The 22,618-nt window shown below is 73.3% G+C and carries 22 protein-coding genes; 12 read left to right on the top strand and 10 right to left on the bottom strand.

Annotated elements, in window-relative coordinates; translation table 11 throughout:
- Nucleotides 1–9: 9 nt before the first annotated feature.
- The 3 genes from ACFQQI_RS25310 to pknB form a co-directional block, all read right to left on the bottom strand.
- The gene (locus tag ACFQQI_RS25310) at nt 10–900 is read right to left on the bottom strand and encodes a hypothetical protein (RefSeq protein ID WP_378569465.1); all 891 of its coding nucleotides are present in this window, start codon (nt 898–900) and stop codon (nt 10–12) included.
- 81 nt (nt 901–981) lie between these two features.
- Entirely contained in the window at nt 982–1,857 is an 876-nt protein-coding gene (locus tag ACFQQI_RS25305) for a deoxyribonuclease IV (RefSeq protein WP_378569463.1), read from the bottom strand.
- A 26-nt stretch (nt 1,858–1,883) separates the two neighbouring features.
- Entirely contained in the window at nt 1,884–3,926 is a 2,043-nt protein-coding gene (pknB, locus tag ACFQQI_RS25300; RefSeq protein WP_378569461.1) for a Stk1 family PASTA domain-containing Ser/Thr kinase, read from the bottom strand.
- Between the two features lie 121 nt (nt 3,927–4,047).
- Here pknB and ACFQQI_RS25295 point away from each other — a divergent pair, with 121 nt between their 5' ends.
- Together ACFQQI_RS25295 and ACFQQI_RS25290 are read left to right on the top strand one after the other, a co-directional pair.
- Nucleotides 4,048–4,428 carry an Rv2175c family DNA-binding protein gene (locus ACFQQI_RS25295; RefSeq protein ID WP_378569459.1) on the top strand — a complete coding sequence of 127 codons (381 nt, stop codon included), beginning with the start codon at nt 4,048–4,050 and terminating at the stop codon, nt 4,426–4,428.
- Nucleotides 4,429–4,559: 131 nt separating this feature from the next.
- On the top strand, nt 4,560–6,260 hold the full coding sequence (locus tag ACFQQI_RS25290; RefSeq protein WP_378569457.1) for a hypothetical protein: 1,701 nt from the start codon (nt 4,560–4,562) through the stop codon (nt 6,258–6,260).
- 3 nt (nt 6,261–6,263) lie between these two features.
- Here ACFQQI_RS25290 and ACFQQI_RS25285 read toward each other — a convergent pair whose 3' ends face one another.
- Nucleotides 6,264–7,334 (bottom strand): polyprenyl synthetase family protein, encoded by a 1,071-nt coding sequence (locus ACFQQI_RS25285; RefSeq protein ID WP_378569455.1) that lies wholly within the window; start codon nt 7,332–7,334, stop codon nt 6,264–6,266.
- Nucleotides 7,335–7,398: 64 nt separating this feature from the next.
- Between ACFQQI_RS25285 and metF the strand changes: the two genes are divergently transcribed.
- Nucleotides 7,399–8,289: a methylenetetrahydrofolate reductase [NAD(P)H] gene (gene metF, locus ACFQQI_RS25280; RefSeq protein WP_378569453.1), complete on the top strand. Its 891-nt coding sequence runs from the start codon at nt 7,399–7,401 to the stop codon at nt 8,287–8,289.
- A 74-nt stretch (nt 8,290–8,363) separates the two neighbouring features.
- Here the strand turns inward: metF and ACFQQI_RS25275 are convergent, their stop codons facing one another.
- The 3 genes from ACFQQI_RS25275 to ACFQQI_RS25265 are packed head-to-tail and all read right to left on the bottom strand — an operon-like array spanning nt 8,364 to nt 10,501.
- Nucleotides 8,364–9,665 (bottom strand): phytoene desaturase family protein, encoded by a 1,302-nt coding sequence (locus ACFQQI_RS25275; RefSeq protein ID WP_378569451.1) that lies wholly within the window; start codon nt 9,663–9,665, stop codon nt 8,364–8,366.
- A 6-nt stretch (nt 9,666–9,671) separates the two neighbouring features.
- Nucleotides 9,672–10,028, bottom strand: coding sequence for an ArsC/Spx/MgsR family protein (locus ACFQQI_RS25270; protein WP_378569449.1), 357 nt, complete (start codon nt 10,026–10,028; stop codon nt 9,672–9,674).
- Nucleotides 10,028–10,501, bottom strand: a complete 474-nt coding sequence (locus ACFQQI_RS25265) for a YbaK/EbsC family protein (RefSeq protein WP_378569447.1) — start codon at nt 10,499–10,501, stop codon at nt 10,028–10,030. Before ACFQQI_RS25265 ends, ACFQQI_RS25270 begins: the two co-directional genes overlap by 1 nt.
- Before the next feature lie 50 nt (nt 10,502–10,551).
- Between ACFQQI_RS25265 and ACFQQI_RS25260 the strand changes: the two genes are divergently transcribed.
- From ACFQQI_RS25260 to ACFQQI_RS25245, 4 genes are all read left to right on the top strand, one after another.
- Nucleotides 10,552–11,010: a hypothetical protein gene (locus ACFQQI_RS25260; protein WP_378569445.1), complete on the top strand. Its 459-nt coding sequence runs from the start codon at nt 10,552–10,554 to the stop codon at nt 11,008–11,010.
- Nucleotides 11,011–11,174: 164 nt separating this feature from the next.
- Nucleotides 11,175–11,609 carry an SAV_6107 family HEPN domain-containing protein gene (locus tag ACFQQI_RS25255; protein WP_378569443.1) on the top strand — a complete coding sequence of 145 codons (435 nt, stop codon included), beginning with the start codon at nt 11,175–11,177 and terminating at the stop codon, nt 11,607–11,609.
- Between the two features lie 43 nt (nt 11,610–11,652).
- A complete protein-coding gene (locus tag ACFQQI_RS25250) occupies nt 11,653–12,393 on the top strand; it encodes a methyltransferase domain-containing protein (RefSeq protein ID WP_378569441.1) in 741 nt (246 codons plus the stop codon).
- 195 nt (nt 12,394–12,588) lie between these two features.
- Nucleotides 12,589–13,023, top strand: a complete 435-nt coding sequence (locus ACFQQI_RS25245) for a DUF3040 domain-containing protein (protein ID WP_378569439.1) — start codon at nt 12,589–12,591, stop codon at nt 13,021–13,023.
- A 191-nt stretch (nt 13,024–13,214) separates the two neighbouring features.
- On the opposite strand, the gene ACFQQI_RS25240 is transcribed toward ACFQQI_RS25245, so the two are convergent.
- From ACFQQI_RS25240 to ACFQQI_RS25230, 3 genes are read right to left on the bottom strand one after another with little or no spacing between them, the layout of a single operon-like run.
- Nucleotides 13,215–15,593 (bottom strand): transglutaminaseTgpA domain-containing protein, encoded by a 2,379-nt coding sequence (locus ACFQQI_RS25240; protein ID WP_378569437.1) that lies wholly within the window; start codon nt 15,591–15,593, stop codon nt 13,215–13,217.
- On the bottom strand, nt 15,590–16,858 hold the full coding sequence (locus ACFQQI_RS25235) for a DUF58 domain-containing protein (protein WP_378569435.1): 1,269 nt from the start codon (nt 16,856–16,858) through the stop codon (nt 15,590–15,592). The genes ACFQQI_RS25240 and ACFQQI_RS25235 overlap by 4 nt, the downstream gene beginning before the upstream one ends.
- A gap of 33 nt (nt 16,859–16,891) precedes the next feature.
- The gene (locus ACFQQI_RS25230; RefSeq protein WP_378569433.1) at nt 16,892–17,863 is read right to left on the bottom strand and encodes an AAA family ATPase; all 972 of its coding nucleotides are present in this window, start codon (nt 17,861–17,863) and stop codon (nt 16,892–16,894) included.
- A 462-nt stretch (nt 17,864–18,325) separates the two neighbouring features.
- On the opposite strand from ACFQQI_RS25230, the gene mraZ reads away from it, so the two are divergent.
- From mraZ to ACFQQI_RS25205, 5 genes are all read left to right on the top strand, one after another.
- The gene (gene mraZ, locus ACFQQI_RS25225; RefSeq protein ID WP_378569431.1) at nt 18,326–18,757 is read left to right on the top strand and encodes a division/cell wall cluster transcriptional repressor MraZ; all 432 of its coding nucleotides are present in this window, start codon (nt 18,326–18,328) and stop codon (nt 18,755–18,757) included.
- Nucleotides 18,758–18,998: 241 nt separating this feature from the next.
- Nucleotides 18,999–19,190 carry a hypothetical protein gene (locus ACFQQI_RS25220; RefSeq protein WP_378569429.1) on the top strand — a complete coding sequence of 64 codons (192 nt, stop codon included), beginning with the start codon at nt 18,999–19,001 and terminating at the stop codon, nt 19,188–19,190.
- A gap of 1 nt (nt 19,191) precedes the next feature.
- Nucleotides 19,192–20,154 (top strand): 16S rRNA (cytosine(1402)-N(4))-methyltransferase RsmH, encoded by a 963-nt coding sequence (rsmH, locus tag ACFQQI_RS25215; RefSeq protein WP_378569427.1) that lies wholly within the window; start codon nt 19,192–19,194, stop codon nt 20,152–20,154.
- Entirely contained in the window at nt 20,151–20,735 is a 585-nt protein-coding gene (locus ACFQQI_RS25210) for a hypothetical protein (protein WP_378569425.1), read from the top strand. Before rsmH ends, ACFQQI_RS25210 begins: the two co-directional genes overlap by 4 nt.
- 57 nt (nt 20,736–20,792) lie before the next feature.
- A complete protein-coding gene (locus ACFQQI_RS25205; protein ID WP_378569423.1) occupies nt 20,793–22,568 on the top strand; it encodes a peptidoglycan D,D-transpeptidase FtsI family protein in 1,776 nt (591 codons plus the stop codon).
- Nucleotides 22,569–22,618: the final 50 nt, after the last annotated feature.

Genomic DNA, 22,618 nt, shown 5'->3' with positions numbered 1-22,618 from the left:
CCGGCCCGGTCAGCTCTCGCCGACGATCGAGAGGTCGCTGATCGCGGTGAAGTCGCGCGACGACGGTCCGGTGCCCGGCTCGGAGACGGCGATCAGGCGGATCGTGATCGTGGTCGTGGTGATCTCGACGTCGGTCGACTGGACGCCCGTGGTGTCCTCGAAGTCCTGGCTGATCGTGGTGCCGTCGTCGAAGACCCACTCGACCTGCTCGACGCGCCGGTTGCCGTGGTACCAGTCCCGGCCCTCGGCCTTCTTGGCGTAGCCGTTGATCAGCCCGACCGAGCGGAGGCTCGACTCCGAGGCCAGGGTGACGACGATCTCCCCGCCCGTGCCGTCCCCGGGCATCCGCCAGGCGGTCTCGGGCACGCCGTCGAGCATGTTCTCGGCGTCGAAGGTGACGGGCTCGCCCGCGACGTCCTGTCCGGGCGCAGCCGTGGCCGGCACCTCCACCGACGCCTGCGAGGCCAGGTTGCCGACCCCGCCGCCGGTCCCGCCGCCGCCCGCTCCCTCCTCGACAGGCGCTGCGGATGCCGTCTCCTCGGCGGCCGGCGGGGGCGTGTCGTCGTCGGCGAGCAGCGCGATGACGACGACGAGCACCAGGACGGCGACTGCGGCGCCCCCGATCCACAGGCCCCACGGCCGGGCGCGGTGGACGCCGCCCACGGGCGCGTGGTGCAGCGTGTCGTCGGAGGGCGGTGCCTCGTCGGCGTACAACGGGAACCGCGCGGGCGGCGGCGGCGTCCAGGCCGGGGGCGGCGGCTCGTCAGGAGGCGGCGGGATCGGGCGGGAGCGCTCGGCGGTGTCCGTGCGCCACTCGGGCTCGACGGCGACGGGATGACCGCAGTTGGTGCAGTAGCGGCCGATGCCGAGCTCGTGACCGCATCTGGTGCAGTGATCCATCGTTCTCCTCCCGGCTCCCGTTCAGCGGCTGCCGGGCGTCCGGAGCCTCACCCTAGACGACGGTGCTGGTGACGGGCCCCGTCAGACCGCCGCTCGGAGGCGCTTGAGCAGCGGGATGTCGCGGGTGTCGGCGTTGCGCGAGTCGGGCGTCTCGAGGATGAACGGCACGCCCTCGGTCGCCGGGTGCGCGAAGAGCTCGGTGAACGCCGCCTGGCCGATGTGGCCCTCGCCGATGCGCTGGTGCCGGTCCTTGAACGCGCCGCGCACGTCCATCGAGTCGTTGGCGTGGATCAGGCGCAGCCGTCCCGGCCCGCCGATCTCGACGATGCGGTCGACGGTGGCGGTGGCGCCGCCCGGCTCGTCCAGGGGCGCGCCCGCGGCGAACACGTGGCAGGTGTCCAGGCAGATCCCGGCCTTCGGGTGGTGGTCGAGCGCGTCGAGGTACGCCGCGAGATCCTCGACGCCCGCGCACAGGGAGCGGCCCTGACCTGCCGTCGGCTCGAGCAGCAGCCACGGTGCGTCGTTGCCGGCCACCGCGTCCAGCATCGGGAGCAGCGCCTCGCGCACCTGCTTCATGGCGGCGTCGTACCTCGCGGCGCTGTCGCCCTCGCTCGGGTCCACGAACGACCCGGTGTGCACCACCACGCCCTCGGCGCCGATCTCGGCGGCCCGCTTGAGGTTGTGGGCGACCGAGGCCACAGAGCGCTCGTACGTCGCGAGGGTCGGCGAGCCGAGGTTGACCAGGTAGGGCGAGTGGATGAACACCCGCGTCCCGCGCTCCGCCATCAGGTCGCGGAACCGCGCGTCCTCCGCGGGCTTGCCCTCGCTCAATGCCCACCCGCGCGGGTTGCCCACGAAGACCTGGAACGTCTCGCAGCCGACCAGGTCGGCGTTCGCGACGGCGCCGTCGACGAGGCCCTTGCCGACCAGGACGTGGGTTCCGATCGGGTTGCGCACCGCGTCAACCTATCCGGCGGCCTCCGTCAGATCAGCGACAGGGTGATCGTCGACCCGGGCGGCACCATCTCGCCGGCACCGGGGGACTGCGACCACACGAAGCCGAGGCCGAGCGACCCCTCCGCGTCCTCGATGTCGACGTCGAAGCCGAGGTCTTCGAGCGTCTCGCGGGCGGCGTCGACGCCGCTGCCGCGCACCGACGGGACCTCGATGAGCTCCGGGCCCTTCGAGACGACGAACGACACCTCGTCGCCGCGGTGCACGGTCGTGCCGCCGGGCGGGTCCATCGAGATGATGTCGCCGGCAGCGACGTCGTCGGAGTACTCCTCGCTGGCGACCGTGCCGGTGAGGCCGCGCTCGTCGAGCCACTCCATCGCGCTGTCGGCGCTCTTGCCGACCCAGTCCTTGAGGTCGACGGGCTTCGGTCCCTTGCTGACGACCAGGTCGACGGGGGAGTCGGGGCGCAGCGTCGTACCCGCCTTGGGGTCGCTCGAGATGACCTCGCCGACGGGCACCTTGTCGGACCACTCCTCGATGCTCCGGCCGAAGCCGAGGTTCGTGGCGGCGAGCGCGTCCTGGGCCTCGTCCTCGCTCATGCCCTTGAGCTTGGGTACGTCGTAGCGCTCCTTGCCGAGCGAGATGACGACCGACACGGTGCCGCCGTCGAGCACCTTGGCGCCCGGCCCGGGGTCCGTGGCGACGACTCGTCCCGCCTGCACCGTCTCGGAGTAGGCCTCGTCGCCGAACTCCGCCTCGAGGCCAGCCGACTCGAGCTCGGCGCGCGCGCCGCTCTGCGTCATCCCGAGCACGCCCGGGGTCGTGGAGTAGCGACCGTCGATGAACCACCACGCGGCGACGCCGCCGCCGATCACCAGCAGCAGGGCGACGAGCAGCAGCACCAGCCCCTTGCGCGAGCGGCGCCGGGGTGGCGGGGTCTCGCCGCGCGCCACCGGTGGCCGCGGGGCCGGGGGTGCGGGCGTCGGTGGCGCGAGGGTGCGGATCGGTGCGGTGAGGTCCGCGTCGGCCTGCGCCGCGGGCGGGACGAGCGTCGCGAGCACCCGGCCGTCGAACGGGTCGGGTGCCGTGTCGTCCGTCGACGGTGCCTCGGCTGACTCGAACCTCATCCGCAGCGGCGTCAGGTCGGAGGTCAGCTCGGGGTCGTCGACGACGCCCTCGGCCAGCGCGTGGGAGACCCGGTGCACCTGGTGGAGCAGGACCGCCGCGTCGGCCGGCCGCAGCTCCCGGTCGCGGGCGGTGGCGCGGGCGACCAGCGCGTCGACGTACCCAGGGATGCCGGGCACCTTCTGAGACGGAGGCGGCACGTCCTCGTGGACGTGCTGGTAGGCGACCTGGATCGGCGTCTCGCCCTCGTGGGGCTTGGTGCCGGTGAGCATCTCGTAGAGGACGACCCCGGCGGCGTAGACGTCGGCGCGGGCATCGGAGCGACCGTTGACGACCAGCTCGGGGGCGAGGTACGAGACGGTGCCGATCAACACCCCGCCGGTCGCGGTGTGCTGGGTGTCGGCGCTGACCGCCTTGGCCAGGCCGAAGTCGGCGACCTTGACCCGACCGTCGTCCGCGATCAGGACGTTCTCGGGCTTGACGTCGCGGTGGATCAGGCCGGCGCGGTGGGCGCTCGCGAGCGCGGAGAGCACGGGCTCGAGCAGCGCCAGCGCCTTCCCCGGCGCCATCGGGCTCTCCTTGCGGATCACGTCGCGCAGCGTGTGGCCGGAGACCAGCTCCATCGCGAGGAAGACCGCGCCGCGGTCGTCGCCCTGGTCGTAGACGGCGACGACGTTGGGGTGCGAGAGGCGGGCGGCGGCTCTGGCCTCGCGCACGAAGCGCTCCGCGAACTCGTTGTCGTCGCCCAGTCCCGGGTGCATCACCTTGACGGCGACGGTGCGGTCGAGGCGGATGTCGGTGGCCTCGTAGACACTGGCCATGCCACCGCGGGCGATACGGGCGCCGATGCGGTAGCGGCGCTCCAGCACGCGGCCGATCATGGGGTCGGCGGCAGGGTCGGCGCCGCCCGCGCGGGCGTGCCGATCGTCGTGCCGGTCTGGCTGCACAGCGACCCTCCTGTGGCCGGATGGGGAAGGATCCGGTGCCCCAATCGTACGGACGACCTGCGATCGTGACCCGTTGGGCGGCGGCGCGGCGTGGCGTGCGGCCGGGTGGAAGACTGGCGGCATGGAACGCAGCACCAACCCCGGACGACTCGCCGACGCCGACCTCGCCGCCCTCGTGCCGGACTGGATCGACTGGGCGGCGGCCGCCGCCGAGCTCGGAGTGACGGTCGCCAAGGTGAAGACGATGATCCGCGACCACGAGCTCGCGGCCGCGGTCCCGGCGCCCGGCGCTGGCCAGCAGGTGCCGGCCGAGCTCATCCAGGACGGGCTGCCGGTCAAGGGCCTGCCCGGCCTGCTCACCGTCCTCCACGACGCCGGATTCGACGACCGCGAGTGCATCGCCTGGATCTTCAGCGACGACGACCTGCCGGGACGCCCGATCGACGCGCTCCGCGAGAACCGCGGGTCCGAGGTCAAGCGCCGCGCGCAGGCGATGCTGTAGCCGCACCCCCGCGTTCTCTGTAACGCCGCGCTGCCCTGCGGCGCTGTAGGTTGCGCAAGGTCCCGGCGGCTGGTCGGGACCGGCGGCTACCGCGGCTCCGCTCCGGAGCATGCCGGGACGGGGGAAATCGCGTGGGCAGGACCAGCTTCACCAGGATCTTCACCAGGACCGCGGTGGGGGCGCTCGGCGCGTCCCTCGCCCTGACGGGGGCCGCGGCTGCGCAGCCGGCGGACCGGACCTCCGACCTGATCACGATCGGGAGCTTCCGGCCCTCGGTGTCCCCGAACGGGGACGGCTACCACGATCGGCTCCGCATCCCGTTCACCCTCGCAAAGGCGGCTCGGGTCGAGGCGAAGGTGGTCGATCTCGACACCGGCAGGGTCGTACGCCGCAGCAGCTGCCTGTCGATCGACGGCCTGGGGTGCCAGCTCTCCGCCGGCACCCACGTCGCCACGTGGGCCGACCTGCACCTGCGCTACGGCCCCGGCCCGCGGTACTGGAAGTCCGGCCACTACCGCGTCGTCCTCGACGCGACCGACTCCAGCGGCGTCGCCGACCCCGACACCGGGAAGCTCGGCCACGGTCGGGCCCGCACCAGCTTCGAGTACTTCTCCGATGCCCTGGTCGTCGGCTCCGTCAAGCCTCGTGGGACCTACGGGACGGCCATCTCCCCGAACGGCGACCATGTCCAGGATCGGGCCAGGGTCACGTTCAGCCTCGAGCGACGCTCCCGCGTCACCGCCGTGCTCGAGCGCTCGAACCCGAGCAAGACCTACCGGATCAGGCTGGGCGTCCATGACGAGGGGCGCAACGCGTGGGTCTGGAACGGGAGGGCCGACGGCAAGGTGGTGCCGGACGCCGACTACGACCTCGACCTCAGGGCGGTCCCCGTCAAGGGCGGGCCCACCAGCGAGGCCGGGGCCCGGATCGCCGTCGACCGGACCGCGCCCGACCCGAGCATCACGCTGAACCGCTCGACCGTGTACCCCTCCGCGACCGTCATCAACGACAGCCTGCGCATCGGCGTCGACGTCGCGCCGGAGTACGTCGCGGCAGAGATCCGCAAGCCGAACGGCAATCGCCTGAAGAGGCTCGCGCCGGCCCAGCACGACTGCTACTGGGGCGACAGCGTCGACGGCGTCGACGGCCCCTGCACCCTGCTGACCTGGTACGCCGAGAACGCCGCGGGGCCGGTGCCCGCCGGCGCCTACAAGGTCCGCATCACCGTCTCTGATGACGCCGGCAACAGGACCACGACCGTGAAGAAGGTCGCCGTGTCGACGGAGCAGCTCGTCGAGCACACCGGCACCGTCACCTGGACCGCGTCGACGGCGCCGGGGGCGAGCGACTACTGCGCCGGCAACTACTGCGGCGAGGTGCCGCGCTGCGCGCCGGTCGCCTCCGAGCGGTTCGCCGGCGGCGAGTCGTTCCGGTCCAACGCCGAGGACTGCCGCTTCTGGACCCCGGCCCAGGCGTTCCGCCACTACGGGTTCACCCCCGACCTGCCGGCGGGCAGCACCAGGTTCGACCGGTTCCGCGTCACGGCGACCGGCGGACCCACGACCGCCGGCGCGGCGGACACCGGGACGGTCGGCATCGCCACCTCGCGCAGCATCGCGTTCCACGGCGACGGTCCGTCGGCGACCCTCGCCGGCGACGCGTCCGTGACAACCGACTGGACGACCGTCCGGCCGGACGTCGAGCTCTACCCGAACGACCCGAGCCTCAACGGCAACGCCCGGATGCGGTGGTACGCCGGCGCTCCGGGCGACGGCCGGTACGACATCGCGTCGTACACGCTCGACTACACCTACTACGCGCCGGCGGGCTGACCCTCAGACCACGCGTCGCGTCGCCGCGTCGGCGAGTCCCCGGAGGACCTCGCGGGCGTGGTCGTCGATGTCGGCCTTGTCCAGGGCGCGTACGGCGTGGCCGCCGAGCTCGTCGATGACGGCCTCGACCTGCGCGTGGGCGCCGGAGTCGTCGATGATCCGGCGCAGCTCGGCGACCTCGTCGGGGGAGAGGGCGGTGCCGAGAGCGTCGTCCAGGCGGGCCGCGTCGGCCGGCGGCGCGGCGTCCAGGGCGAGCGCCACGAGCACGGTGCGCTTGCCCTCGATCAGGTCGTCGCCGGCCGGCTTCCCGGTGGTCGCCGGGTCGCCGAACACCCCGAGCAGGTCGTCGCGGAGCTGGAACGCCTCGCCGAGCGGCAGCCCGTACTCCGTCAGCGCCTGCATCGTCTCCAGCGGCGCGCCGGCGAGGGCCGCACCGATGTGCAACGGCCGTTCGATGGAGTACTTCGCGGACTTGTAGCGCAGCACGGTCATGGCCGCGTCGACGTCGGCGCGGCCGCGGGCCTGGACCGACACGTCGAGGAACTGCCCGGCGATGACCTCGGACCGGCACCGGTCGAAGACCGCGAGCGCCGGCGCGACCTGCGTGATGGGCAGGCCGCAGTTGCGCAGCAGCTCGTCGGCCCAGCTCAGCAGCAGGTCGCCGATCAGGATCGCGGCGGCCGCGCCGTACTGCGCGTGGTCGCCGGGCCAGCCGGCGGCCCGGTGCTCGGCCTCGAAGGTGCGGTGCGTCGCCGGCCGCCCGCGGCGGGTGTCGGAGGCGTCCATCAGGTCGTCGTGGACCAGCGCGCTCGCGTGCAACAGCTCGAGGGAGGCGCAGGCGCGGACGAGTGCGTCCTCGTCGGCCGGGGTCGGCGCGACCGCCCGGTGGCCCCAGTAGCAGAAGGACGCCCGGAAGCGCTTGCCGCCGCTCACCGAGGCGCGGGCCTCCGCCACGATGCGGTCCGCGTCGGGCCCGAGCGGCGCCAGCAGGGCCGCCTGCTCGTCGACGAACGCGTCGAGCGCCGCCTGGACCCGGTCGCGGAACGCGACACTGTCCCACCCGTTCGCTGTCACGCGACGAGACTAGGGGGTGGACAGAATGCGGCCGGAGGCGGTCGGCGTTCCTAGACTGTTGCGTATGGCGAACCAGCAGCAACCCAGGATCGGCGACCTCATCCGGTCCGGCGAGCGGTCGTTCTCGTTCGAGTTCTTCCCGCCGCGTGACGCGGCCGGCGAGGAGCAGCTGTGGCAGGCGATCCGGGACCTCGAGCCCTTCCGCCCGACGTTCGTCTCGGTGACGTACGGCGCGGGCGGCTCGACCCGGGACACGACCGTGCGGGTGACCGGCCGGATCGCGCGCGAGACCTCGATGACCGCGATGGCCCACCTGACCTGCGTCGGACACACTCGCGAGGAGCTCGAGGGCGTCCTGGACTCGTACGCCGACGCCGGCATCGGCAACGTGATGGTGCTCCGCGGCGACCCGCAGGAGGGCCCCCGTGCCCCGTGGACGCCGACCGCGGGCGGGCTCACGTACGCGACCGAGCTGGTCGAGCTGGTGCGCGGCCGAGGTGAGTTCAGCATCGGCGTGGCCGCCTTCCCCGAGGGGCACCCCTCGGCCGAGTCGCTCGACCACGACGCCGACGTGCTGGTCGCGAAGGCCCGGGCCGGCGCGGAGTTCGCCGTGACGCAGATGTTCTTCCGGGCCGAGGACTACTTCGGGCTCGTCGACCGGGTACGGGCGCGCGGCGTCGACCTGCCGATCCTCCCGGGCATCATGCCGATCCTGAACCTCGGCAACATCCGCCGCCAGGGCGAGCTGATCGGCACCGACGTACCCGCCTCCGTCGTCGAGCGGATCATGGGCCACGACGGCGACCCGGCGGCCATGCGCGCGGCCGGCATCGCCCTCGCCGCCGAGCTGTGCGAGGAGCTGCTCGACGGCGGCGCCCCCGGCCTGCACTTCTACACGCTCAACCGGTCCAAGGCGACCCGCGAGATCTTCGCGGCGCTCAACATCCGGGTCTGAGAGTGCGACCACTGGGATAGTCCGTCACGAAATGGCCGGCTGCACGCCGTCCGGGACGGCCAGAACGTGACGGACTATCCCGGTGGTCCGATCTCTGCCGCCACCAGGGCCGCCGACAACCCCACGTAGGGCAGGCCGGCTCCCGGGGTGGCGTGGGCGCCGGCGGCGTACACACCCGGGATCGGGGTGCGCGGGCCGAGCCGCTGGCGGACGGTGCCACGGCCCTGCCAGAGCACGCCCATCGGCGAGCCGCCCCAGCGCTCGACCTGGTCGCGCGGGCTGAGGTCGACGCGCTCGACGACCTGGGGCCGCAGGTCGATCCGGTGCCGGGCGAGCGCGCGGAGGATGTCCTCGGAGAGCCGGCCGCGGCCGTGCACGGTCACGGCGGCGTGCCCGTCGGCGGCGCGGCCGCCGGTGCGCACCACGAGCATCGGGTCGGCGTGGAGCACGAGCTCGTGCGGCAGGTCCGGCGCCTCGCCGGACAGACCGACGTGCGCCACCACCGGCGGGATCGCGGGCATGGTGCGCTCGACGTACGCCGCGAGCGCGGGCAGCCGTCGCGGGTCGACGGCGCAGACCACGACGTCGGCGTCGACGTCGCCCCGGTCGGTCGCGACGGCCACGACCCGGCCGTCGCGCACGACGACGTCCCGCACCTCGGTCTCGGCGAGCACCGACACCTTCCGCGTCGCGAGCCGCGCGACCAGCGCGTCGCCGAGCCGGGCCATCCCGCCCGTGACCGTCCAGGCGCCGAAGCGCTGCTCGACGTACGCCGTCATGCCGGCCCAGGCGGGCACGTTGCGCAGCTCGTGGCCCTCGGCGATGAACGGGTGCCCCGCCACGAGTCGCAGGCGATCGTCCTTGAACGTCCGCTTCAGCCGCTTGAAGAGCGTCTCCCGACTGTCGAGGCGACCGGCGACGTCGCGGGGGAGGTCGCTCGGGTCCCACGGGTTCTCGAGGTAGCCGCGGCGCAGCACCTCCCAGTCGTCGGCGTACGACGCGACGTGGTCGACCCACCGCTGCCCGAGCCCGGGGCCGAGCTGGTCGAACGCCGCGAGCTGCGCCGCGCGCCCGCTCGGCACCCGCACCGTCGAGCCGTCCTCGAACCGGTGCTCACGCACCACGTCCAGCGGCACCAGGTCCAGCTCGCGCTCGACCGGTCGGCCGGACTTGCGGAAGAGGTCGCGCACGACCGCCGGGAGCAGGGTGTACGTCGGGCCCGCGTCCCACGCGAAGTCGCCCGCACGCACCTCCGAGAGCGCGCCGCCCAGGGTCGGCGCCCGCTCGAGCAGGGTGACCTCGTGGCCGAGCTTCGCCAGCCTGAGCGCGGCTGCGAGGCCGCCGAACCCGCCGCCGACGACCGCGACCCGTGCCATCGACGCTCAGGCCTCGGCGTCGAGCACGCGGTCCAGCGACTCCTGGTCGCGCCCGACGACGGTCGTGCCGTCCGCGGCCGTGATGATCGGGCGCTGGATCGCCCGGGGGTGAGCCGCGAGCGCCTCGAACCAGGCGTCCCGGTGCTCGGCGTCCTTCGGCAGGTCGATGCCTTCCTCGCGAGCCTCCTTGGGGCGCGCGACGTCCCACGGCTCGAGGCCCAGGCGCGCGATCACGTCGGCGAGCTCCGCGGCGGTGGGCGGCTCGTCGAGGTAGCGCCGCACGGTGTAGTCGACGCCGGCCTTGTCCAGCTCGGCCACGGCCGTGCGGCACTTCGAGCAGGCGGGGTTGAGCCAGATCTCCATCACTGGACCTCGACCTCCGGGGCGCCGGTCATCTTCGCGAGCTCGTCGTACGTCGTCGAGAACACCGCCGCCGGGTGACCGGCCGCCGCCCAGACCACGTCGTACCTGCGCAGCCACGAGTCGAGGTACGTCGGCACCGGGTGCGGATGTCCGATCGGCGAGACACCGCCGATCACCTGTCCGGTGTGCTCGCGGACGAACTCCGGCGTCGCCCGCCGCAGCTTGCCCACCTCGAGGTGCGCGGCGACGAGGGCGGTGTCGACGCGGTGCGCGCCCGACGTCAGAATGAGCACCGGCGCCCCGTCGGCGTCGAAGAGCAGACTGTTCGCGATCGCGCCGACCTCGCACCCCAGGGCTTCGGCCGCGAGCGCCGCGGTGTGCACCGAATCGGGCAGGATGACGATCTCACCGGTGCCACCCCGTCGCGCGTGGTCGTCGCGGAACGCCGTGATCGCCGGATGTTCGGAGTTCATGGTCGAGACCCTAGGGCAGCGTGCTGCGCCGGGGATGAAGGAGGAGACGGATGAGTCAGCAGCGACCGGTGACGGTGACGGCCGGCGTCTGGTTGACCTTGTCGCTGGTCGTGCTGTCGGTCGTGACGGCCGTCCTGTCGATCCTCTTCAAGTCCGAGCTGCTCGACGCCTGGCAGTCCGGCCGCGAGGACACCGGCTCCGTCGAGCCGCCCGATCTGGTGCCGGTGGTCGTCGTGATGCTGATCGTGCTCGCCCTGCTGCTGGTCGTGCTCGCCGAGTTCTTCCGGTCGCGCCACGCCTGGGCGCGGGTGGCGATCACGGTGGCGGTGATCGGGATGGCGCTCGGGACGCTGGCGACCCTCCGCATCGAGCCGCCCGCCCTGTTCGTCGTGCTGTCCGTCGCCAGCCTGGTGCTCGAGGCCGCCATCCTCATCGCGCTCTGGCACCGCGACACCGGGGTCTACCTGCGCGCCGCGGATCGCTCGGAGGACGTGCGCTCCGGACCTTGACGGGCTGTCGGCGGCCGGGTGTACCGTGGGACCCGGATCGAACACCTGTTCGATCCGGGCTCGGCGGGGGCGAATTCGACCCCCGTCCCCGTCGGGCCGGCCCGGTGCGGGCCGACGTACGACGGTGGGGTCGCCAGCCCGGGGTCGACGGAGAGAGGTGCCCGATGAACCCGTACGCCCTGCCCGCCACGACCCACTCCTACCTGGCGCGGGCGGCGGAGTCCCTGAGCGAGGCGGTCTCCGCCACCGAGGCGCCGACACGGTATGCCTGCGCGCACGTCGCCGCGCTCCGGGCCGCGGCCGCCCTGCTGTCCGCGCGGGCGCGGCCGACGGCGAGCCGCCGGCGCCGCCCGCAGACGAACGCGTGGGTACTGCTCGCCGAGGTCGCCCCGGAGCTGGGGGAGTGGGCGACGTTCTTCGCCGGCGGCGCGGCGAAGCGGGCCGCCGCCGAGGCCGGCTCCACCCGGGCCGTCGGCGAGCGGGAGGCCGACGACCTCGTGCGTGACGCCGACCGGTTCCTCGCGGTCGTCGAGCGGTCGCTCGGCCTGGTGCCGCACGCGCCCGTGGCGAGCCGCGCGGCCGTCGTGCGCGCCGGCTGATCGCCACGTCGTGGGCCCATGTCGTAGGCCCTAGGGTTGGGGCATGAGCGACAGCGTGCGGTCCACCGAGCGGCCGAGCGAACGCCGCGCCGCGGCCCGGAGCTCCGTGGTCTGGGACGCCGTCCGGCCGTACGTCGACGACGCGGCCGGCGTCGACGTCCTCGACATCGGCGGCGGCACCGGTGGGTTCGCGGTGCGCGTCGCCGGGCTCGGCGCCCGGGTGACCGTCGTCGACCCGAGCCCCGACGCCCTGGCGGCGCTGGGCCGGCGCGCCCGCGAGCTCGACGTCGAGGTGTCCGCACTGCAGGGCGACCTCGCGACGCTGCTCGACGTCGTGGAGCCGCGCAGCGCCGACGTCGTGCTGTGCCACGGCGTGCTCGAGGTCGTCGACGACCCGGTCGCGGCCCTCGGCACCCTGCGCCGCGTCCTTCGGCCGGGAGGCGTGCTCAGCCTGCTGGTCGCGCAGCGGCACGCGGCGGTGGTGGCGCGGGCGATGGCCGGCCACTTCACCCAGGCGCTGGCCCTCCTCGACTCGCCGGCAGGGGAGCGCGACGGTCGCGCCGGCAACCGGTTCACCGCGGCGGAGGCCACGGCCCTGCTGGGGCAGGCGGGCTTCTCGGTCGACGCCGTCCACGGCGTACGCGTGTTCGCCGACCTCGTCCCCGGGTCGCTCCTCGACCTCGAACCCGGCTCGACCGCGGCCCTCGTCGAGCTGGAGCGTGCGGTCGCCGAGCGCCCCGAGTACCTCCCCCTCGCGGCCCAGCTGCACCTGCTCGCGCGCTGACAGGCGGGCCGGCTCGGGCACGCTTTCGGGCCCCGGGGGTTGGCCGAAGCCCGGGCTGGGCACCGTACTCTTCAGAGGCGTCTGGCACGGTTCGGTCACGAATTTCCCGATCCCGGCTACCGGGATGACGGGCCGCTGCCTAGACTTGCAGGTGCCGGCCCCCGTTTTCCGGCGACGACTTTTGTGGGAGGTACGGTGCCACTCTCGGAAGAGGAGCTCCGACTGCTCGAGCAGATGGAGCGCGCCCTCGTCGAGGAGGACCCCAAGCTGGCGTCCACGCTGCGCGGCACGGCCTTCCGGCGATCGGCTCGGCGTCGTGCGATGATCGCGGGCGCCTGCTTCGTGATCGGCGTCGCGATCCTGATGACCGGCGCCGTCGCCCGCATCACCGCTCTCGGCATCGCCGGCTTCGTCGTGATGCTCGGCTCGGCCACCGTGGCGCTCGCCGCGCTTCGCGGCCACCACTCGGCCCCGGCCGCCGCCGACCCGCGCGCCGCCCACCCCAGCCGCGGCTTCACCGTCATCGACGGCGGCCGCCGCACCAAGCGCAACCGCAACGCCGGCCACGGCTCCTTCATGGAGCGCATGGAGGAGCGCTGGCGCCGCCGCCGCGAGAACGGCGGGTTCTGAGCGGAGACGCGCCAGCGGACGCGTCGTTGGTGGTCGAGCTTGTCGAGACCCCCTCAGCGTGTGCAGGGCGGGACCACGGTGGTCACCGCCCTCATCCATTGTCACCGGGTCTCGACACGCGGGTCGCGACTTCGTTCCTCAGTCGCGCCGCTTGCTCGACCACCATCAGCGGATCCGCTGCCGCGTCTCCGCTATGACATGTTGTCGACGACCCCGCCGTACCTCGCCTCGAGGGGCGTCGGGGCCATCCGGGTCCGGCTTCGCAGGGTGAGGACCGTGCGCGGCCACCAGGCGGCGCGGCGCCGGGCGGACCGGGCGGCCCCACCGGCGAGCGCGGCGATGCAGGTCTCGCCGTCGGCGCGCAGCCGCACCGGGTCGATGGTCGCGCCGGCGCGCGAGTAGCGGGCCAGCTCCAGGGTGAGCACGAGCCGGTCCAGGGCAGCCACCGCCTCCGGGGCGACGTTCGGGCCGTGGGCGGGGCGCTCGGCCGTGTTCGTGTCGACGGGGGTGCCGAGGTGGTCGACCAGGACGTCGCGGGTACGCCGCGGCGACCGGCCGGGCGGCCAGGGGACGCCGAGGTCGAGCGCGGTGTCCTGCAGCTCGTCCCACACCGGCTCGACCGCGCCCGCCGAGAGCCTGCGCTCCCGGCGCCGCGCGCGCACCAGGCGGGGGAGCAGCAGCCCGCCGAGCACGACGACGACCGCGGCGAGCCCGCCGATCGTCGGGCCCCAGGCGATCGCGGACCCGGTGTCGGCGGTCTCGTCGTCGGCGGAGGCGGTGGCCGAGGGCTCCAGCGGCCGGGTCGTCGGCGCCGCCGCCGACGAGCTCTCCGACGGTGCGGTCGACTCGGTCGGGTCGATGTCCGGCGTGCCCGGCACGGTGTAGTCCGGTACCTCGGACGCGCGCCCCGGCGGCGTGGGCTCGAAGCGCACCCAGCCGACGCCGTCGAAGAACAGCTCGGGCCAGGCGTGCATGTCGTCGGAGCTGTAGACCCAGCTCCCCGCGCCCTCCGCCGAGGGGTTCAGGAACCCGATGGCGACGCGGGCGGGGATGCCGAGGTCACGCGCCATCACCGCCATCGCCGACGCGAACTGCTCGCAGTAGCCCACGCGGCCACCCGGGCCGTCGGTGAGGAAGTCCTCCAGCGCGTCGATGCCGTTGCCGTCGGCCTGGTCGAGGGAGTAGGTGAACTCGCTGCGGAACCACTCCTGCAGGGCGGCGGCCTGCTCGTACGCCGTCGCCTTGCCCTCGGTCACCTGAACCGCGAGGTCGTGGACGATCGCGGGCATGTCGTCGGGCAGGTCGGTGAAGATCGCGTCGACCTTCCCGGTGGACGTGCCGGCGTCCTCGAGATGGCCCGCGGTCACGTCGAGGTCCACCGCGGTCATGGTGTACTCGAGGCCCTCGGTCGACAGGTCCTCGTCGCCGGCGATGAAGTCCATCGTGCGCTGGTCGTAGCGCCAGTCGCCGGCCGCGTCGACGATGCTGACCGGCGGCTGCGTCGGGAGCCAGCGGGAGTCGAACTCCGGCATGATCGTGACCTGGTACGGGTGCTCCTGCCGCTGCATGTCGGAGGCGACGCCCTGCGGCGGTGGCATCGAGCCGTTGGCGAGGTGGTCCGACGGGACCTCGCGGTCGCCGGGGCTCCACTCCGCCTCGGAGAATCGGGTGAGCGTGAGGATCCGGAGGTACGACGGGTCCGGGTCGTTGGTCGTGACCTTGACCAGCGGGACGTCGTCGCCGCGCTTCAGGTCGCGCACCAGGTCGGCCGTCGGGTTGTCGACGCGGATGTCATCGCCCCCGCCGCTGCCCGGCCCGAAGTCGAAGAGGTGCAGCCCGGTCGCGGGGATCACCACGGGCAGCAGCACGGCGATCGCCGTGGCGGCGCCACCGACGAGCCCCGCGGTGCTGCGCACGGTCGTCGCGCCGGCACCGAAGGCGATCGGGTCGCCGGTCTCGCGGTCGGCCCCGAGGGGCCGACCCCACCGGGCGACCTGGTCGCTCTCGTGCAGGGCGAGCATCGCGAGGTAGCCGGCCGCGGTGGCGGCGAAGACCCACCAGACGACGGCGCCGTCGATCATCCCGACGGGGATGCTGAAGATCGCCAGCAGCGGCAGCCCGGCGAGCGGCACCCGGTGCATCGTGCCCGCCAGGATGTCGACGAGGAGCAGGCACGCGAGTCCGCCGACGATCAGCAGCGGGTCGACGGGCGGGGCCTCGATCGGCACCGGCGCGCGGTAGGTCTGCGAGCTGTCGATGGCGTCCCGGAACGTCGCCGTCAGCTCGGCCCACGCGCCGCCGACGGGCAGCGGGGAGCCGGTGAGCATGAGGGAGGTCAGCATCGCGGTCACCGCGACCTGGAAGGCCACGACCGCGGGTCCGGGCCAGCGCCACCAGCGACCGGCGACGCCGGTGCCGGCCACGACCACCGCCATGAGCAGCAGCGGGTTGAGGAAGTCGCCGGGCACCTCCGTCAGGTCGCGCCAGGCGTTCATCGCGAGCCAGGTGGTGCCGGCCGCGGTGGCGGCGAAGAGCACGTTGGCGCCGAGGCGACCCCGGGGCCTGGTCATGACATGACCTCGCGGTGGGCGCCGCGCGCGCTCTGCGCGCTGGTGTGTCCGAGCTCCTGCCAGACCGTGTCGAGCCGGTCGCGGGGGCGCAACGCGACGGCCCGCCAGCCCTGCTGGGCGAGGACCCGGGTCGTCGCACCGCCGTCCCCGGCTGCGCCGATCCAGGCGTCGACGTCGACCGCGATCGCGAGCGCCGACCCGGCGTGGTGCTGCATCCGGCGCAGCACCGGCCGGTCGGCGACGTCCACGCCGCCGAACACCGCGACGGTGAGGCCGCCGTGCGAGCCCTCGGCGAGCCATCCGGTCTCGAGCCGTCCCTGTTGCACCGGCGCGACGACGGCGAGCGCCTCGAGCAGCGGCGCGGCGTTCAGGTCGGCACCGCGCAGGTGCCAGGCGCTGCCCGGCTCCTCGCCGGTCGCGGTGACCAGGCGTACGGCGAAGCCGCGCCGGGTCAGGTGCACGGCGATCGATGCCGCCGCCGAGACCGCCGCCTCGAGCGAGGACGCGATGCCCTGGCCGCGGTGCGCGATCACGCGGTTGTCCAGGAAGAGCGTCGCCCGCGACTGCCAGGGCTGCTCCTCGCGGCGCACCATCAGCTGGCCGACCCGCGCCGAGCTGCGCCAGTGCACGCGGCGAAGGTCGTCGCCGCGGCGGTACTCGCGCACGGTGACGTCCTCCGCGCTGCCGGTGGCGAACGAACGCGGCCGGTTGTCACCGGACCCGGTCCACGCCCCGCCGAGGGGGATCTGGGGGAGCGCGATCGTCCGCGGCGTCACGGTGAGCGGCACGGTCGTGCGGAACGTGCGGCCCAGCTCGACGAGCCCGAACGGGTCGTTCACCCGCACCGTCATCGGCCCGATCTCGAAGCGGCCGCGCACGTCGGACCGCACCTGGTAGCTGACGGAGTGTCGCCACCCCTGGCTGATCCCCTCGAGGACGAAGCGCGGACGGGTGCCGAGCACGTAGGGCACCTGGTCCTCGAGCAGCAGCACGCCGTTGGGCGCGAGCCCGTCGTTCGCGAGCGTGAGCGTCACCCGGGCGGGCTGCCCCGCCGCGACGAGCTGCGGGGTGACGTTGCGGACCAGCGTCAGCCGGTAGCGGTTGCGGGAGAGCACCAGCACCGTGATCAGCGTCAGCGCCAGCAGCAGCACGCCGACCCGGGCGAGCGTCGTCTGGTCGAGCATGATCGCGCAGACGACCGCGGTGATCCCGGCGGCGAGGAACGCCCGACCGCGGACGGTGAGGCCGGCGAGTGCCTCTCTCATGAGCCCTGTTCCTTCACGAACCCGCGAGGCACGTCAGCGAGCACTGCCCGGGACGGCGACCGTCCCGACGACGGCGTCGAGGATGGCGGCCGTCGAGCGGCCGCTCATCGCGGCCTCGACGCTCGGCAGCAGCCGGTGGGCGAGCACCGAGCGGGTGAGCCGCAGGATGTCGTCGGGGAGGACGTAGTCGCGTCCGGCGATCGCCGCGGCGGCCTTGGCGGCGCGTACCAGGTGCAGCGTCGCGCGCGGGGACGCGCCCAGGGAGAGCTCCTCCGAGCGACGGGTCGCCGAGGTGACGGCGACGGCGTACCGCTGCACGTCGGAGGAGACGTGCACCTGGTTGACGATCGCGATCAGCTTGCGCACCTCGGCGGCGTCGGTGACGGGCTCGAGGTCGTCGAGCGGGTTGGCGCCGGTGTGGCTGCCGAGCATCGCGATCTCCGCGGCCTCGACGGGGTAGCCGACCGACACCCGCGCCATGAACCGGTCGCGCTGGGCCTCCGGCAGGGCGTAGGTGCCCTCCATCTCGATGGGGTTCTGGGTCGCGATGACCATGAACGGCTGCTCGAGCTGGTACGTCGTGGTGTCGACGGTGACCTGGCGCTCCTCCATGCACTCGAGCAGCGCGGACTGCGTCTTGGGCGACGCCCGGTTGATCTCGTCGCCGACCACGATGTTCGCGAAAACCCCGCCGGGCCGGAACTCGAACTCGCGGGTGTTCTGGTTGAAGACCGACACGCCCGTCACGTCGGAGGGCAGCAGGTCGGGGGTGAACTGGATGCGCCGCACCGTGCAGTCGATGCTGCGTGCGAGCGCCTTGCTGAGCATCGTCTTGCCGACGCCCGGCACGTCCTCGATGAGGAGGTGACCCTCGGCGAGGAGCACGACCAACGACGAGCTGACGACGTCCGGCTTCCCCTCGATGACTCGCTCGATGTTGGTCCGGACCCGCCCCACGACTCGCGCCAGGGTCTCGAGATCCGCCCCGCCCGTCTGAATGTCCACGTCGTCCCTATCCCTCTAGCCCAAGCCGCCCGCCCGTGTGAGGCGGACCACGCTGTCCCCAACCGTAATTCGTGGACGGAAACCTACGTGGCCCGGAGGCCGCACGCATCTGACTCCGGTGATCACGTTCTGGTTGCGCCGCCGGTTCACGGGCCTGTTCGCGGGCGGAAGGACGTGGCGCCACCCGGCGCCCCACCACGCCCCACCTCGCACGCCATTCCTCCCCACCGGCGCACCACCCGGGCGGGGCGAGCGCCGGCGTACCCGTGCTGACCTGCGCGGATGCCGGGGGAGTACGGCGCGGCCCGGCCGCCACCGATCGCCCCGGCCGCACCCGCAGACGGCCGGATTCCGGCGCGGCAACACGCCCAATGTGGTTGACGGTGGTGGATTGTGGAGTAATGTGGAGCGCAGTGGAGGAAGGGTCACTGACACAGGGAGTCGGTGGAGCGGAGGTGCCCGATGTTCTTCATGGGCACGTTCACGCCGAAGCTCGACGAAAAGGGGCGGCTCTTCCTTCCAGCCAAGTTCAGGGATCGACTCGCGGAGGGGCTCGTGGTCACACAGGGACAGGAGAACTGCCTGGTCGTGTGGCCGACCGACGTCTTCATGGAGGAGGCCCGTCGGGCCCAGGCCACGCCGATGACGGTGCGCGGCGCGCGTGACTACGCCCGCATCCTCTTCGCCGGCGCGGACGAGGGGTCCCTGGACAAGCAGGGCCGGATCGGCATCCCGTCCCCGCTGCGCGAGTACGCCGGGCTCGACCGCGACGTGGTCGTCATCGGCGTGATGGACCGGATCGAGATCTGGGACCCGGCCCGCTGGCGCGAGTACTCGACGGGCGCGCAGGCGAAGTTCGCCGAGCTCGACGAGCAGCCCGCCCCCACGGAGTAGCCAGACCGACAACAGCCACAACTCAACAGCGATCCGCAGGACGAGGTCTCGAGCCCGCTCCCGCGCCTGTCTGGGGCACCTTCCCCGGTTCCAGACGGCACTCCATCTGGGGCACCTTCCCCGGTTCCAGATGACCACCCACACCGGGAGCGGGCAGGGACCTGGTCAGGCGGATCGCCGCACGTGCAGCACCACCCACGAGACAACTTCCCCAGCACCACCACGTCGAGGGTCGAGAACCATGAGCATCGCCTCCGCGGCACCGTCGCCGCACCTGACCGAACCGGTCGCCGAGCCGCCCACGCGGCCGGCCGCACCCCGGATCCGGCAGCAGGCGCGCGACGCGGCGACCCTGATGGCCTTCTCCGCGGCCGTGTCGCTGGGATTCGCGCTCTGCTTCCTGCTCCTCGCAATCGCGGCGCGACAGGCCTGAGATGCCCGGCCCGTCCCACGTCCCGGTCCTGCTCGACCGGGTCGTCTCTCTTCTCGCACCCGCGCTCGACCGGCCGGGCGCCGTGCTGGTCGACGCGACCCTCGGCCTCGGCGGCCACAGCGAGGCCGTGCTCTCGCGCATCGACGCGACCCGCGTCGTCGGCATCGACCGCGACCCGCAGGCCCTCGAGATGGCGAGCACCCGGCTCGCGCCGTACGGCGACCGCTTCACCGCCGTCCACGCCGTCTACGACGAGATCGCCGACGTGCTCGCCGACCTCGGCCTGCCGGCCGTCGACGGCGTGCTCTTCGACCTCGGCGTCTCGTCGATGCAGCTAGACCTCCGCGAGCGCGGGTTCGCGTACGCCGAGGACGCCCCGCTCGACATGCGCATGGACGGCACGACCGGGATCACGGCCGCCGAGGTGCTCAACTCCTATCCCGCCGCCGACCTGACCCGGATCCTCAAGGAGTACGGCGAGGAGAAGTTCGCCCGCAAGATCGCCGGCGCCATCGTGCGCGAGCGGGAGCGGGAGCCGTTCACGAGGTCGGGTCGCCTCGTCGAGCTGCTGTACGCCGAGATCCCGGCGCCGGCGCGGCGTACCGGCGGTCACCCTGCGAAGCGCACCTTCCAGGCGCTGCGGATGGAGGTCAACGACGAGCTCGCCGTGCTGAGGCGGGCGATGCCTGCGGCCATCGACGCGATCAACGTCGGCGGCCGGGTCGTCGTCGAGTCCTACCACTCGCTGGAGGACCGGCTGGTCAAGCAGGCGTTCGTCGCCGCGACCCGCAGCGACGTCCCCGAGGACCTGCCGTTCGTGCCGGAGGGGCACGAACCGGCGCTCCGCCTGGTCACTCGCGGGAGCGAGAAGGCCGGGCCGGAGGAGATCGCCGAGAACCCGCGCGCCGCCTCGGTGCGGCTGCGGGCCATCGAACGTGTGCGAGAAGGGGGAGCCGCAGCATGAGTACTCCGGCAATGCAGGTCCGGTCGAAGATCCCGAGGATCGCCGGCGCCGCCGTCGAACGGGCCCGGCTCACGGTGGTGCCGCGCCGCCGCAGGGCGGCCGGCCGCGCGCCGTTCCTGGCCCTGGTGTCGATGGTGCTGCTCGGTGGCGTCGTCGGCCTGCTGCTGTTCAACACCTCGATGCAGCAGGCGTCGTTCGCGACCACCGCGCTCGAGCAGCAGGCGACCCGGCTCGCCGCCCACCAGCAGGGCCTCGAGATGGAGCTCGACCGGCTCCGCAACCCGCAGCGCATCGCCGCCGCGGCCAAGCGGCTCGGGATGGTGCAGGCGTGCAGCCCGGCGTTCCTGAGGCTCGGCAGCGGCGAGGTGCAGGGCCAGCCGTGCGCGGGCGGCAGCGTCGAGAGCCCGTCGCTGCGGATCAACCCGAAGGCGCCGGCCAAGCCGGCCATCCTCGACCCGGCGCCCAACGTCGTGACGGTCGACCCGCCCGCGACCGAGGGCTCCGAGAACTCACAGGACGACACGGGCCGCGGCAACCCGGATCGCGGTGACCGGGACGGTAAGAAGAAGGACAACCGGTAGCACCCGGCTCGTTCGCGACCCGCCAGCCACCAGTCCGACCTGACCAGAGGAGCACCGTTGCCCGCGACCACGCCCCGCGGCACCCGGCGCGGCTCGCCGCAGCTGCGGCTGCGCGTCGGGTTCATCGTGATCGCGATGGTGCTCTCGGTCTTCGGTGCGCGCCTGGTGCAGCTCCAGGGCCTCGACCCGAACTCGTACGCCGAGATGGCGGCCGCGGAGGGACTCGTCGAGGTCGATCTGCCGGCCAAGCGCGGCCAGATCGTCGACCGCGACGGCGAGCCGATGGCCGACTCGATCGACGGGATGATGCTGGTCGCCGACCCGAAGCTCACCGACGAGCACGCGGCCGACCTGGCGGCGTACCTCTATCGCAAGCTCGACATCGACTACGTCAGCACGCTCAAGAAGCTGCGCGCGCACGAGACCGAGGACGGCGTCGAGGCGCGCTTCGAGTACATCGCCCGGCGGGTGCCCTCCACGATCGCGACCGAGGTCCTCGAGGAGGCCGAGCGTCAGGAGTTCGAGGGCCTCGACACCCGCCGCGACCCGGTGCGCGACTACCCCGCGGACGACGTCGCCGCCAACCTGGTCGGCTTCCTCGGCACCGACGAGCCGCTGGCCGGCATGGAGCGCACCTTCGACCGGACGCTGTCGGGCACCGACGGGTCCGCGCGCTACGAGGTCGGCGGCGGCAACCGGCTGCCGCTCGGCGAGAGCACCCTCACCGAGCCCGTCGACGGCACGGACCTGCAGACCACGCTCGACCTCAAGCTGCAGTGGTTCGCCCAGCGGGTGGTCCGCCAGACCGTGGAGGACGCCCGGGCCGACTCCGGCTTCGCGGTCGTCATGGACACCCGCACCGGGGAGCTCCTCGCCATCGCCGACGACCCGACGTACGACGCCAACAGCCCGACCGACTCGAAGAAGGACGACCTCGGGTCGCGTGCCCTCCAGGGCGTCTACGAGCCCGGGTCGGTGCAGAAGGTGCTCACCGCCAGCTCCCTCATCGACGCGGGGCTGGTCACGCCGCGCACCAAGATCGAGGTGCCGTCCCAGCTGCCGCGCGACGGACGGGTGATCCACGACTGGTTCCCCCACGGCACCCTCCGGATGACGCTGACCGGCGCGATCGCCCAGTCGTCGAACATCGCCACCGTGCTCGCCGCCGACAAGTTCAAGCAGGGCCAGCTCTACGACTACCTGCGCAAGTTCGGGCTCGGGCGGCGCACCGACATCGGCGTGCGCGGCGAGACCCGGGGCCTGCTTCCGAAGCTCGGCGAGTGGACCTCCCAGCTCGAGGATCGCATCGACTTCGGCCAGTCGCTCTCGGTCAACGGCGTGCAGATGGCGGCCGCCGTCAACACGATCGCCAACGACGGCGTACGGGTCTCCCCGAGCCTGGTGAAGGGCTCGGCCACCACCGACAACGGCCGTCAGGTCGGCACCGACCACGCCACCCGCACCCGGGTCGTCAGCGAGCGGGCCGCCAAGCAGACCGCGCTGATGATGGAGCGGGTCGTCGACCCCGAGGTCGGCGTCGCCCCCGGCGCCGCGGTGCCGGGCTACCGCGTCGCCGGCAAGACCGGTACGGCGCAGCGCGTCGGCCCCGAGTGCGGCTGCTACGACGGCTCGTTCACCGTGTCCTTCGCCGGCTTCGCCCCGGCCGACGACCCGCGCTTCACGATCTACGTGGTCGTCCAGAACCCCCGCAACGGCGGTGGCGGTGGCTCGGTCGCCGGCCCGGCCTTCTCCCAGATCATGGGCTACGCGCTGCGCCGCTACCAGGTGCCCCCGACCGGCACCCGGCCGTCGCGGCTCCCGGTCGCCTGGTGATGGACGCCCGGCGATAGGTTCACGTGGTGAGCGACTCCACCCGCCCGCAG

The organism is Nocardioides sp. GCM10030259, from assembly GCF_042666375.1.
Lineage (GTDB): Bacteria > Actinomycetota > Actinomycetes > Propionibacteriales > Nocardioidaceae > Nocardioides.
The sequence above is the reverse complement of the archived record's forward strand: the minus strand, read 5'-3'. Positions and strand labels throughout refer to the sequence as shown.